Source organism: Bradyrhizobium sp. F1.13.3 (assembly GCF_040548265.1).
In the GTDB taxonomy this organism is placed as follows: domain Bacteria; phylum Pseudomonadota; class Alphaproteobacteria; order Rhizobiales; family Xanthobacteraceae; genus Bradyrhizobium.
Map to the genome: position 1 here is coordinate 56,253 of NZ_JBEPRI010000025.1, position 12,674 is coordinate 68,926.

10 protein-coding genes are annotated in these 12,674 nt (G+C 63.8%); 4 read left to right on the forward strand and 6 right to left on the reverse strand.

What is annotated here, in order from left to right:
* Together hmgA and fahA are read left to right on the forward strand one after the other, a co-directional pair.
* Positions 1-1,347, forward strand: a complete 1,347-nt coding sequence (hmgA, locus tag ABIB66_RS39470; protein ID WP_275172670.1) for a homogentisate 1,2-dioxygenase — start codon at positions 1-3, stop codon at positions 1,345-1,347.
* Positions 1,348-1,524: 177 nt separating this feature from the next.
* A complete protein-coding gene (fahA, locus tag ABIB66_RS39475) occupies positions 1,525-2,799 on the forward strand; it encodes a fumarylacetoacetase (protein WP_354258833.1) in 1,275 nt (424 codons plus the stop codon).
* A gap of 117 nt (positions 2,800-2,916) precedes the next feature.
* Here the strand turns inward: fahA and ABIB66_RS39480 are convergent, their stop codons facing one another.
* Together ABIB66_RS39480 and ABIB66_RS39485 are read right to left on the reverse strand one after the other, a co-directional pair.
* Positions 2,917-3,228, reverse strand: a complete 312-nt coding sequence (locus ABIB66_RS39480) for a DUF1272 domain-containing protein (protein ID WP_354258836.1) — start codon at positions 3,226-3,228, stop codon at positions 2,917-2,919.
* Between the two features lie 74 nt (positions 3,229-3,302).
* The gene (locus ABIB66_RS39485) at positions 3,303-3,782 is read right to left on the reverse strand and encodes an Lrp/AsnC family transcriptional regulator (RefSeq protein ID WP_354210680.1); all 480 of its coding nucleotides are present in this window, start codon (positions 3,780-3,782) and stop codon (positions 3,303-3,305) included.
* A gap of 121 nt (positions 3,783-3,903) precedes the next feature.
* Here ABIB66_RS39485 and hppD point away from each other — a divergent pair, with 121 nt between their 5' ends.
* Complete coding sequence (gene hppD / locus ABIB66_RS39490) at positions 3,904-5,019, forward strand: 4-hydroxyphenylpyruvate dioxygenase (protein ID WP_354258859.1); 1,116 nt, start codon at positions 3,904-3,906, stop codon at positions 5,017-5,019.
* Between the two features lie 196 nt (positions 5,020-5,215).
* On the opposite strand, the gene ABIB66_RS39495 is transcribed toward hppD, so the two are convergent.
* The 4 genes from ABIB66_RS39495 to ABIB66_RS39510 all read right to left on the reverse strand — a co-directional run bounded on the left by ABIB66_RS39495 (position 5,216) and on the right by ABIB66_RS39510 (position 10,248).
* Positions 5,216-6,325, reverse strand: a complete 1,110-nt coding sequence (locus tag ABIB66_RS39495; RefSeq protein WP_354063326.1) for a CaiB/BaiF CoA transferase family protein — start codon at positions 6,323-6,325, stop codon at positions 5,216-5,218.
* Between the two features lie 195 nt (positions 6,326-6,520).
* Complete coding sequence (locus ABIB66_RS39500) at positions 6,521-7,321, reverse strand: FAD binding domain-containing protein (protein ID WP_354258839.1); 801 nt, start codon at positions 7,319-7,321, stop codon at positions 6,521-6,523.
* Positions 7,322-7,335: 14 nt separating this feature from the next.
* Positions 7,336-9,678: a xanthine dehydrogenase family protein molybdopterin-binding subunit gene (locus ABIB66_RS39505; protein ID WP_275172675.1), complete on the reverse strand. Its 2,343-nt coding sequence runs from the start codon at positions 9,676-9,678 to the stop codon at positions 7,336-7,338.
* An 84-nt stretch (positions 9,679-9,762) separates the two neighbouring features.
* Positions 9,763-10,248 carry a (2Fe-2S)-binding protein gene (locus ABIB66_RS39510; RefSeq protein WP_354063331.1) on the reverse strand — a complete coding sequence of 162 codons (486 nt, stop codon included), beginning with the start codon at positions 10,246-10,248 and terminating at the stop codon, positions 9,763-9,765.
* 342 nt (positions 10,249-10,590) lie between these two features.
* Here ABIB66_RS39510 and ABIB66_RS39515 point away from each other — a divergent pair, with 342 nt between their 5' ends.
* Positions 10,591-12,630: a methyl-accepting chemotaxis protein gene (locus ABIB66_RS39515; RefSeq protein WP_275172677.1), complete on the forward strand. Its 2,040-nt coding sequence runs from the start codon at positions 10,591-10,593 to the stop codon at positions 12,628-12,630.
* Positions 12,631-12,674 lie beyond the last annotated feature (44 nt).

Genomic DNA, 12,674 nt, shown 5'->3' on the forward strand with positions numbered 1-12,674 from the left:
ATGAACATCAATACCTCGCCCGATCAGATCATTCGCAGCTCTGCCCAGGTCACGCCGGGCTACATGTCGGGCTTCGGCAACAGCTTTGAGACCGAAGCGCTCCCCGGCGCGCTGCCGATCGGGCGCAACTCGCCGCAGCGCTGTGCCTACGGCCTCTATGCCGAGCAGCTTTCCGGCTCGCCCTTCACCGCGCCGCGCGGCAGCAATGAGCGCTCATGGCTCTATCGCATTCGCCCGTCGGTGAAACATTCGGGTCGTTTCGAGAAGGCCGACGGCGGCTTGTGGCGGTCGGCACCGTGCCATGAAAACGATCTGCCGATCGCACAATTGCGCTGGGATCCGGCGCCGATCCCGAAGGAGGACATGACCTTCCTTCAGGGCGTGCAGACCATGACCACCGCCGGCGACGTCAACACCCAGGCCGGCATGGCCGCCCATGTCTATCTCATCACCAAATCGATGGTGGACCAGCACTTCTACAATGCCGACGGCGAGCTGATGTTCGTGCTGCAGCAGGGCAATCTTCGTATCGTCACCGAGTTCGGTCGCATCGACGCCGAGCCCGGCGAGATCGTGGTGATCCCGCGTGGCGTCAAGTTCCGGGTGGAGATTCCGAGCGGACCGGCGCGCGGCTATCTCTGCGAAAACTACGGCGGCGCCTTCACGCTCCCGGAGCGCGGGCCGATCGGCGCCAATTGCCTCGCCAATGCCCGCGACTTCCTGACGCCGGTCGCGCACTACGAGGACAAGGACACGCCGACCGAGTTGTTCGTGAAATGGGGTGGATCGTTGTTCAAGACGCAGTTGTCCCACTCGCCTATCGACGTCGTCGCCTGGCACGGCAATTATGCGCCGTACAAATATGATCTGCGGAGCTTCTCGCCGGTCGGTGCGATCGGCTTCGATCATCCCGATCCCTCGATCTTCACCGTGCTGACCTCGCCGTCGGAGACCCCGGGCACGGCGAATATCGATTTCGTGATCTTCCCAGAGCGTTGGATGGTCGCCGACAATACCTTCCGCCCGCCGTGGTATCACCTGAACATCATGAGCGAGTTCATGGGCCTGATCTACGGCGTCTACGACGCCAAGCCGCAAGGCTTCGTGCCGGGCGGCATGAGCCTGCACAATTGCATGCTGCCGCACGGCCCCGATCGAGATGCCTTCGAGCATGCCAGCAACGGCGAGCTGAAGCCGGTCAAGCTGACCGGCACCATGGCCTTCATGTTCGAGACCCGCTACGCGCAGCGCGTCACCGCGCACGCCGCGAATTCCGCGACGTTGCAGGACGACTACGCGGATTGCTGGAAGGGCCTGGAAAAGCGGTTCGACCCGAGCAAGCCGTAGCGTTCTGCCCCTCTCCCCTTGTGGGAGAGGGTGGCTCGCCGCGAAGCGGCGAGACGGGTGAGGGGTTCTCTCTCCCCACATGAGCCTCTTGCAGTATCAATTGTCGATACAACCCCTCATCCGGCGCTTCGCGCCACCTTCTCCCACAAGGGGAGAAGGAAAAAGGACCGTCGAAAAGTGACAACGCACCCCAACGACCCCAGCCTCCGCTCTTTCATCGACGTCGATCCCGCCTCCGACTTCCCGATCCAGAACCTGCCTTACGGCGTGTTCTCGACCGCGGCCAATCCGACTCCGCGCGTCGGCGTGGCGATCGGCAATTATGTGCTCGATCTCTGGGAGCTCGAGCAGGACTCGCGGCTCGATGTCGGGCCGCTCGGCGTGTTCTCGACGTCGTCGCTCAATGCTTTCATGGCGCTGGGGCCAAAGGTCTGGGCGAAGACGCGGGCGCGGATCAGCGAGCTGCTGCGTGCCGATGATCCCGAGCTGCGCGATAACGAGGAGCTGCGCGAGCAGGCGCTGGTGCCGATGCGCGATGCGAAACTGCATCTGCCATTCGCGGTCTCCGGCTACACCGATTTCTATTCCTCTAAGGAGCACGCCACAAATGTCGGCGTGATGTTCCGTGGCAAGGACAATGCGCTGCAGCCGAACTGGCTGCACATGCCGATCGCATATAACGGCCGTGCCTCGACCGTCGTGGTCTCCGGCACCAAGGTGAAGCGTCCGCGCGGGCAGCTCAAGCCGCCGAATGTGGAGGTGCCGAGCTTCGGACCGTGCAAGCGGCTCGATTTCGAGCTGGAGATGGGTGTCGTGGTCGGGCAGCCCTCGCCGATGGGCGGCATGCTCACTGAGCAACAGGCCGAGGAGATGATCTTCGGCTTCGTGCTGCTCAATGATTGGAGCGCGCGCGATATCCAGCAATGGGAGTATGTGCCGCTTGGCCCGTTCCTCGCCAAGGCGTTCGCGACTTCGATCAGCCCGTGGGTGGTGGCGCGCGCGGCGCTGGAGCCGTTTCGCCTGAAGGGGCCGGAGCAGGAGCCGGTGCCGCTCGATTACCTCAAGCAGGGTAAGCCGCAGAACTACGATCTCGAGCTCGACGTCTCCTTGCGTGCCGCCGGAGCCAACGCGCCGGCCGGCATCAGCCGCACCAATTTCAAATACCTGTACTGGTCCTCGGTGCAGCAGCTGATGCACCACGCCTCCTCCGGCTGCGCCATGAATGTCGGCGACCTCCTCGGCAGCGGCACCATTTCCGGCTCGGAGAAGAACCAGCGCGGCAGCCTGTTGGAGATCAGCTGGAACGGCACCGAGCCGGTCGAATTGCCCGGCGGCGTGAAGCGCACGTTCCTGGAAGACGGCGACAGCCTCGTCATGCGCGGCTGGTGTCAGGGCGAGGGCTATCGCGTCGGTTTTGGTGAGGTCGAAGGGACGATTTTGCCGGCGGAGTAGGGCGCCCCACACTCCGTCTTGTAGGGTGGGCAAAGGCGCATCAGCGCCGTGCCCACCATTCCACTCCGCGATCGCGGTAGCGTGGTGGGCACGCTTCGCTTTGCCCACCCTACGAAGTCAGCGCATTTCAGGCGGTACGTCCTTGACCCGCGCGCAATGCGCCGCGACGTCCTCCATGCTGTACTTCAAATGCACCCGCTTGTCCGACGGCGCCTGGTTGGTGGTGCACACGCCCGGTCGCCATTCCTGCGTTGGCCGTATCGGGCGCGGCGCAAAACCGCCGCCGCAGTTCGGGCAAACATTGGAGGGTTTCGTCTCCACGCAGTCCGCACAGAACGTGCATTCATAGGAGCAGATCCGCGCATCGATTGCGTTCGGCGGCAGGTCGCGGTCGCAATATTCGCAGTTCGGTCGAAGCTGGAGGGCCATGGCTCAGTCTCCGCAGATTGGCGGGGATCATCGCAGATCGCACGCGCAGCGCGAATGCCGGATTTCCCTCGATTTCAGCCGAGTTTGATTTCCTTCAGTGGCAGACGCGTGCTTTCCTTGAGCCTGTCGAGCACGATCGAAGAGCGCACATGCGCCACGCTCTGGTGCGGCATCAGCACGTCGTTGACGAGATTGGAGAGACCCTTCAGGTCGCGCAGCACGGCTTTCAGCACATAGTCGGCGTCGCCCGTGAGCGAATAGGCCTCCTGGATCTCGTCGATGCGATTGACCAGCGTTCGGAAGCGTTTCGAGTTGTCCGGCGAGTGGGTCGCCAGCGTCACCTGGATGAAGGCGACCACGCCGAAGCCCAGGGCCTCGCTGGAGAGATCGGCGTGGTAGCCTGATATGACCTTCTCCTCCTCCAGCCGCATCCGCCGGCGCGAGCATTGCGAGGCCGAGAGGCCTGCGAGGTCGGCCAGTTCCTGGTTGGTGAGGCGGCCGTCGTCCTGGAGCGCGCCCAGGATCTTGAGGTCGAAGGCATCCACCAAAGTCATGCGCAGTTTATCCATTTGATGCACAGATCGTGCACAACTTAGCCAAAAGACGTCCCATTTGCACGTTCATTGCAGGCATCGTGAAGGATAATTCATGGCAGCCGCAATTTGGGAGAGCACCATGGGTCCGTTTCCGCACGATGCACCGCCGGCCACGATCAGCGCCGACAATCCGATGGGCACCGACGGGTTCGAGTTCGTCGAATATGCGCATCCCGATCCGGAACAGCTGCACGCCGTGTTCAAGCTGATGGGCTATGCGCCCGTCGCGCGCCATAGAACGAAGAAGATCACGGTCTATCGCCAGGGCGACATCAATTACCTCGTCAACGAGGAGCCCGGCACGCACGGTCACGATTTCGTCGCCGCGCACGGCCCCTGTGCGCCGTCGATGGCGTTTCGCGTCGTCGATGCGAAGATGGCCTATGACCGCGCGATATCGCTCGGCGCCGAACCTGCCGATGTGTCATCCGCGCAGAAGACGCTCGACGTCCCCGCGATCAAGGGCATCGGCGGCAGCCTGCTCTATTTCGTCGATCGCTACGGCGCCAAGGGGTCGGCCTATGAGGGCGAGTTCGAATGGCTGGGTGCGCGCGATCCACGGCCTGCCGGCGCCGGCCTGTTCTATCTCGATCACCTCACCCACAACGTCCACCGCGGCCGCATGGACGTCTGGACCGGCTTCTACGAGAAGCTCTTCAACTTCCGCCAGATCCGCTTCTTCGACATCGAGGGCCGCGCCTCAGGCCTGTTCTCGCGCGCGCTGACGAGCCCCGATGGCAAGATCCGGATTCCCATCAACGAGGACGCCGGCGATTCCGGCCAGATCGAGGAATATCTCAATATCTATCGCGGCGAAGGCATCCAGCACATCGCCTGTGGTTGCCGCGATATCTACCGCACTATCGAGGGCCTGCGCGAAGCCGGCCTGCCCTTCATGCCGGCGCCGCCCGAGACCTATTTCGAACGGATCGACGCGCGCCTACCCAAGCATGGCGAGGACGTCGCGCGACTTCAGGCCAACGGCATTCTGATCGACGGCGAAGGCGTGGTCGACGGCGGCCAGACCAAGGTGCTGCTGCAGATCTTCTCGGCCAACGCGATCGGCCCGATCTTCTTCGAGTTCATCCAGCGCAAGGGCGACGACGGTTTCGGCGAAGGCAATTTCAAGGCGCTGTTCGAATCGATCGAGGAGGATCAGATCCGGCGCGGGGTGCTGAAGGTGGATGCGGCGTAGGCCGCGGCTTTTTGGCAGACTGCCGCGTCAAAACAGCTGTCGTCCCGGCGAAGGCCGGGACCCATACCCCCAGGGAGTGGCTGTTGCACGCAGGCGGTAACCCCGAGTCTTCGCCAAACCAAATGTCGCGGCTATGGGTCCCGGTCTTCGCCGGGACGACCCGGAGTGTGGTGCGGCAGCGGAGATCTTGCAGCTCCTAACGCTCCGCCCACGCCTTCGTCACCGCCCCGATCTCCGCCGCTTCCGGCTCGCGCACCGCCGATGGCGTCCGCGAAAAGCGCGGCGCCGGCGCCGGCTGCTTCACGCCGTGGCGCTCGACGAAGACGTTGCGGGCGACCATGTGCGGATGCTCGGTCGCTTCCGACATGGTCAGCACCGGCGCGAAGCAGATGTCGGTGCCTTCCATGATCTTGCACCAGTCCTCGCGCGTCTTGCTCTTGAACACCGTCTTCAGTTTTTCCTTCAGCGCGGGCCATGCGTTGCGGTCCATCTGCGCATCGAAATCGGCGTCGGTCAGGCCGGCGTGCTCGCGCAGCAGCGCGTAGAACTGCGGCTCGATCGAGCCGATCGAGACGAAATGGCCGCAGGCGCATTCGTAGACGCCGTAGAAATGCGCGCCGCCGTCAAGGAAATTTTCATTGCGGCCTTCGGTCCAGCGACCGAGCGTGGTCATGTCGAAGAAGAACGACATCAGCGATGCCGCGCCGTCGCACATCGCGGCATCGACGACCTGACCCTTGCCTGACCGCGAGGCCTCCAGCAGCGCCGCAAGCACGCCGACGACGAGGTAGAGCGCGCCGCCGCCGAAATCGCCGACCAAATTGAGCGGCGGCACCGGCGCTTCCTTCGTGCCGATCGCGGCAAGCGCGCCGGTGATGGAGATGTAGTTGATGTCGTGGCCGGCGGCATTGGCGAGCGGGCCTTGCTGGCCCCAGCCGGTCATGCGGCCGTAGACCAGCTTTGGATTGCGCGCGAGCACCACGTCAGGGCCGAGGCCGAGCCGCTCCATCACGCCGGGACGGAAACCCTCGACCAGCGCGTCGGCATTCGCAAGCAGATCGAGCACCTCTGCGATCGCCGCCTTGTCCTTGAGATCGAGCTCGATCACCTTGCGGCCGCGGCCCGCGACCGACTTCATGTTCTTCCTGGCGCCGACCCGATCGAGCGTGACGATTTCAGCACCCATGTCGGCCAGCATCATGCAGGCGAACGGGCCCGGTCCAATGCCGGCGAATTCGACGATGCGGAAGCCTGCGAGCGGGCCGGAGGCGCGAACGGAGGAGGTGGGGGCTGATTTGTCGAGCAATTTGTTGTTTCCTCGGGTCGTGGGCGGATGCCGATTGTTCGGCAATCGCCTCGGACATTCCTCTGTGGGCGAGTTAATTGGCTGATTAACTTTTCTCGCCTTCACGCCAGTGAGGCAAGCGCTTTCATCCGCACGGCCAAATAAAAACGGCGCGCACCGAAGTGCGCGCCGCGGAAAATTTGCGTCGAGGCGCTATCAGCGTGCGGCAGCCACCGCGCGCTGCGCCATCACCTTGATGAGGTTGGCGCGGTACTCCGCCGTGCCGTGGATGTCGGCCAGCAGATTGCTCGCCGAAATGCTCACGCTGTCGATCGCCGACGGTGACCAGTTCGCCTTCAGCGCCGCCTCGATGGCAGGGACCCGCATCACGCCGCTTTGCGAGGCGCCGGTGGCGGCCACCCGAATCTCGCCCGACTTCGTCTGCGCAACGAACACGCCGGTCAGCGCGAAGCGAGACGCAGGGTGGCGCATCTTTTCATAGCCTGCCTTCGCCGGAACCGGGAACGACACGGTGGTGATGAGCTCGCCGTCTTCCAGCGCCGTCGTGAACATGCCCTGGAAGAAGTCATCCGCCGTAATCGACCGCTTGTTGGTCTTCACGGTGGCACCGAGCGCGAGCAGCGCGGCGGGAAAATCCGCCGCGGGATCGTTGTTGGCGATCGAGCCGCCGATCGTGCCGCGATAGCGCACGGCGGGGTGGCCGAGCACCGAGGTGAGATAGGCGATTGCAGGAATCGCCTTCTTCACATCGGCATTCTGCATGATGTCGAAATAGGTCGTGCCGGCCTTGATGGTCAACACGTCGCCCGAGAGTTCGACACCCTGCAGCTCCTTGATCTTGCCGAGGTCGATCACATCGGAGGGGCTGGCGAGGCGTTGCTTCATCACCGGCAGCAGCGTCTGGCCGCCGGCGAGGAACTTTGCTTCGCTGCTCTTGGAGAACAGGGCGACGGCTTCGTCAACCGAGGACGCGCGATGATAAATGGTCTGGTACATCTTCGTTCCTCTCCTTAAGCCGCGTGGATGGTGCGCCACACCCTGTCAGGCGTTGCGGGCATTTCCAGATTGTTCTTGCCGATCGCGTCCGTGATCGCGTTGATCACGGCCGCTGACGCCCCGATCGCGCCGGCCTCACCGCAACCCTTGATGCCGAGCGGATTGCCCGGGCACAGCGTCGTGGTGTGGGAGAGGTTGAACGAGGGAACGTCGTCGGCGCGCGGCATGGCGTAGTCCATGAACGAGGCCGTGACCGGCTGCCCGCTGGCGTCGTAGATCGCGTGCTCGAGCAACGCTTGTCCGATGCCTTGCACAAGACCGCCATGGACCTGGCCCTCGACGATCATCGGGTTGATCAGCCGGCCGAAATCGTCGGCCGCGACGAAGTTGACGAAGGAGGTCTTGCCCGTGCCGGGATCGACCTCGAGCTCGCAGATATAGGTGCCGGCCGGGAAGGTGAAGTTGGTCGGGTCATAGAAAGCGCTCTCCTTCAGACCCGGCTCCATCCCGTCAGGCAGATTGTGCGCGGTGTAGGCCGCGAGCGCGACCATCGGGAAGGCGATCGCCTTGTCGGTCCCGGCCACCTTGAACTCGCCGTTCTCGATGACGATGTCGCCTTCCGAGGCTTCCAGCGCATGGGCGGCGATCTTCTTGGCCTTGGATTCCATCTTCTCCATCGCCTTCAGGATCGCGGTGAGGCCGACGGCCGCGGAGCGCGAGCCGTAGGTGCCCATGCCGAACTGCACCTTGTCGGTGTCGCCATGGACGATCGAGACCTGGCTGATGGGAACGCCGAGGCGTTCCGCGACGAGCTGGCAGAACGTGGTCTCGTGACCCTGGCCGTGGCTGTGCGATCCCGTCAGGACCTCGATGGTGCCGACCGGGTTGACGCGGACTTCGGCGGACTCCCAAAGACCGACGCCGGCGCCCAGGCTGCCGACGGCCTTCGACGGCGCGATGCCGCAGGCCTCGATGTAGCAGGACACGCCGATGCCGCGCAGCTTGCCGTCGGCTTTCGCCTTGGCCTTGCGCCCGGCAAAGCCAGCGTAGTCGATCGCCTTCATCGCGGCGTCGAGCGAGGCGTTAAAGTCGCCGGTGTCATAGGCCATGATCACGGGCGTCTGGTGCGGGAACTGGGTGATGAAGTTGGTCCGGCGCAACGCGGCCGGATCGACCTTCAACTGCCGCGCAGCCGTCTCCATCAGACGTTCGATCAGATAGCTCGCTTCGGGGCGGCCAGCGCCGCGATAGGCGTCGACCGGCGTGGTGTTGGTGTAGACCCCGACCACCTCGGCATGGATCGCCGGGATGTTGTACTGGCCCGACAGCAGCGTCGCGTAGAGATAGGTCGGCACCGACGACGAGAACAGCGACATGTAGGCGCCGAAATTGGCGTAGGTCTTCACCTTCAAGCCGGTGATCTTGTTGTTGGCGTCGAACGCCATCTCGGCATGGGTGACGTGGTCGCGGCCATGCGCATCGGTGAGGAAGGCTTCGGTGCGGTCGCCGGTCCATTTGACGGGACGGCCGACTTTCTTTGAGGCCCACAGCGCCACCATCTCTTCGGGATAGATGAAGATTTTCGAGCCGAAGCCGCCGCCGACGTCGGGCGCGATCACGCGCAGCTTGTGCTCGGGTGCGATGTTGTAGAACGCCGACAGCACCAGGCGGGCGACGTGCGGGTTCTGCGACGTCGTGTAGAGCGTGAAATGCTCTTCCGCCGCATCGTAATCGGCAATCGCGGCGCGGGGTTCCATCGCGTTCGGCGCAAGACGGTTGTTGGTAACGTCGAGCTTCACCACGTTGGCGGCCTTGGCGAAGGCGGCATCGGTGGCGCCCTCGTCGCCGATCACCCAGTCATAAACTTGGTTGCCGGGAGCTTCGGGATGCAGCTGCGGCGCGCCGGACTTGATCGCGGCGTGGACATCGGCGACCGCGGGCAGCTCTTCGTAGTTCACGACCACGGCTTCGGCCGCGTCGCGTGCGAGATTTTTGCTCTCGGCGATCACGACTGCGACGGCCTGACCGACGAAGCGCACCGTCTCCGGCGCCATCGCCGGCCATGCGCCCATCTTCATCGGGCTGCCGTCCTTGGAGGTGATGGCCCAGCCGCAGATGAGATTGCCGACCTTGTCGTCGACGATCTCCTGTCCCGTGAGCACCGCGACCACGCCTGGCATCTTCAGCGCGGCGGAGGAATCGATTCCCTTCACCTTGGCATGCGCGTGCGGGCTGCGGATGAAATGGGCATGGGTCATGCCCTGCAACTTGATGTCGTCGACGTAGCGGCCCTTGCCGGTAATGAAACGCTTGTCTTCCTTGCGCACGACGCTCGCGCCAATGCCTTCAACACCCATGTCTGGTCCTCCCGACCGGAATTTGTCTTGACCGCGCTTTCCCTCGAAAGCGGCGGCGATGGTTCTTATTTCGAGGCGGGCCGCTTACTCGGCCGCCTGCGAGACCTTCATGCGGCCTGCCGCATCCAGCACGGCTTTGACGATGTTGTGGTAGCCGGTGCAGCGGCAGATATTGCCTTCGAGCTCGTGCCGGACGGTGGCCTCGTCGAGCTGGCCACCATAGCGGTGCACGATGTCGATCGCCGACATGATCATGCCCGGCGTGCAATAGCCGCATTGCAGGCCGTGATTGTCGCGGAAGGCGGCCTGCATCGGGTGCAGCTCGTCGCCCTTGGCGATGCCTTCGATCGTGGTGATGCTGGAGCCGTCGGCCTGTCCCGCCAGCATGGTGCAGGATTTGATCGCCTTGCCGTCCATATGGATGACGCAGGCGCCGCACTGGCTGGTGTCGCAGCCGACATGGGTTCCGGTGAGGTTGAGGTGGTCGCGCAGCAGCTGAACCAGCAGCGTGCGGTCCTCGACGTCAACGGCAACAGCCTTGCCGTTCACGGTCAGTTTGACTGTAGACACGGTTGAACTCCTCCCGGGATCGATTTTGATTGTTTCTAATTAGAGACAGCGACCCGGAACTTTGCAACTACGATTTTGGTCGCCTGCGTCATGGAAAAGTCATTGATTCAGAATGGCCAGCACTGATTGAGGAGGCCGAGTCGACCGGATCGGGCGCGGCGGCGGGCCGCAGCTGGGATGCCAGCCTCTATATGTCTAAGGGGTCCGCCTTGGCCGATAGAGCCGGAAATGCTGTGGGCGCACCGAATTTACCGCCCCTTATCGATTCTGCCTTAGTTTTGCGCAGTCAGGTCAGGGGGCGGGGCGCCACCGGATCTCGGCTGAATGAAAATGGGGGTGGGAATGTCCGGGCGTATCGCGTCGTCCTCGAAGCGCACAATAATGCCGACCCTCAGGTTCCGCGCCAAGATCATTCTGGGCTTTGCCGCCGTGCTGGTGATCTCCGCCGGCAGCATGGCCTTCTCCTATTTTGGCTTCGAACGGGTCTCGTCCGGGGTCGGGTCCTACCGCAGCAGCGTCACCGAGGCCGATCTCGCCCGCAACATCGACCGGGAGCTGCTCGCCTATCGCTCGGCCGTCAAATATTTCGTCGTCACCGGCAAGGAGGACGACGCCAAGGCGGCGCTGGACGCGGAGACCGGCCTGAAGAGCGCCATCGACCAAGCCGTCAAGAGCGCCAAGAAGCCGGCAGGCCAGGAGAGCCTGGGCAAGCTCGGCAAGGAGTTTTCCAACTTCTCCGCGACCTTCGCAAAGGTCCTCCAGGCCAAGCGTGACAGCGCGCTGCTGGTGCAGAACCAGCTCACGCGCAACGCCAACCTCCTGAAATACAAGCTCGACGACATCGGTAACAACGCCTCCGATTCCGAGGCGCAGGCGATCGAGTTCGGGACCAAGCAGGTCAATGCTCAATTCCAGACCGCGAACGCGGCCGCGACCAATTTCGTGCTGACATCCGACCAGGCGATCGCGACCAGCGCGCTGGCGCGGCTGAAATTCGTCGAGAACTCGCTCAACGCGGTCTATTCCATGGACGACAAGATCGTCGCCGGCCTGAAGGACGCCAAGGAATTGCTCGGTGCCTATCGGGAATCGCTGGAGAAGCTGATCGCCAACGCCAAGATGGTCGATGCTCTCGTCACCGAGATGAGCGGCTCGGCCGGCGCGATCCTTCAGGGCGCCACCGCCATGAAGGCGGACCTCGTTGCCGAACAGCAGCGGTTGGAGTCCGAATCGGAAGCGACCATCGGGAAGACCGAGCAACTGGTGCTGATGCTGGCCGTCGGCGGCACGCTGCTCGGCGCGGTCCTCGCCTTCCTGCTCGGCACCGGCATTTCACGTCCGATGATCGCGATGTGCAAGGCGATGCGCGAGCTTGCCTCGGGCAATTTCGACGTCGTGCTGCCGGGCCTGGGCCGCAAGGACGAGATCGGCGAGATGGCCGGCGCCGTCGAAGAATTCAAGGTCCAGGCCGTGGCCAAGGCCGAGCGCGACGCCGCGGCCAACGAAGCCCAGAATAAAGAAGCGAGCGCTGCTCGCCGCTCCGAACTGATCCGCTTCGCCGACGATTTCGAGAGCGCGGTTGGCGCCATCGTCTCCAACGTCTCGGCTTCCGCCGTGCAGCTGGAATCGGCGGCCTCGACGCTGACCCGCACCGCCGAGACCACGCAGAGCCTGTCGAGCCAGGTCGCCGACGTCTCCGAGCAGGCCTCCAGCAACATGCAGTCGGTCGCAACCGCGACCGAAGAGCTCTCGGCCTCGGTCGAGGAGATCGGCCGTCAGGTGCGCGATTCCAGCCGCATTGCCGAAGCTGCCGTGGTGCAGGCAAAGGAGACCGATAATCGCATTGGCAAGCTCTCGCATGCCGCCCAGCAGATCGGCGAAGTCGTCAAGCTCATCACCGCGATCGCCGAGCAGACCAATCTTCTGGCGCTCAACGCGACCATCGAGGCGGCACGCGCCGGTGAAGCCGGCCGCGGCTTTGCAGTGGTCGCCAGCGAAGTGAAGTCGCTCGCAAGCCAGACCGCGAAGGCCACCGACGAGATCTCCTCGCACATCACGGGCATGCAGGGCGCCACCGCCGAGTCGGTTGCGGCGATCAAGGAGATCGGCGCGACCATCGGCCAGATATCGTCGATCTCGACATCGATTGCGAGCGCGGTGGAGCAGCAAGGCGCGGCGACGCAGGAAATCGCACGCAGTGTCCAGACCGTCGCACAGGGTACTCAGACCGCCGCCACCGACATCGGTCAGGTCAACCGCGGCGCTGCCGAAACTGGCTCGGCCTCGGAAGAGGTGCTGCACTCGGCCAAGACACTGTCGTCCGAAAGCACCCGCCTGCGCGCCGAACTCGACCGCTTCATGGGGAATATCCGGGCAGCGTAAGCTCGAAGCGCGTCACGCACTCCGCCGTCGTCCTGGCGAAAGCC

Excerpts from the sequence above, each read along its gene's own strand:
- hmgA (WP_275172670.1), top strand. The coding sequence starts at position 1 with ATGAACATCAATACCTCGCCCGATCAGATCATTCGCAGCTCTGCCCAG.
- ABIB66_RS39480 (WP_354258836.1), bottom strand. The coding sequence starts at position 3,228 with ATGGCCCTCCAGCTTCGACCGAACTGCGAATATTGCGACCGCGACCTG.
- ABIB66_RS39485 (WP_354210680.1), bottom strand. The coding sequence starts at position 3,782 with ATGACTTTGGTGGATGCCTTCGACCTCAAGATCCTGGGCGCGCTCCAG.
- hppD (WP_354258859.1), top strand. The coding sequence starts at position 3,904 with ATGGGTCCGTTTCCGCACGATGCACCGCCGGCCACGATCAGCGCCGAC.
- ABIB66_RS39500 (WP_354258839.1), bottom strand. The coding sequence starts at position 7,321 with ATGTACCAGACCATTTATCATCGCGCGTCCTCGGTTGACGAAGCCGTC.
- ABIB66_RS39505 (WP_275172675.1), bottom strand. The coding sequence starts at position 9,678 with ATGGGTGTTGAAGGCATTGGCGCGAGCGTCGTGCGCAAGGAAGACAAG.
- ABIB66_RS39515 (WP_275172677.1), top strand. The coding sequence starts at position 10,591 with ATGTCCGGGCGTATCGCGTCGTCCTCGAAGCGCACAATAATGCCGACC.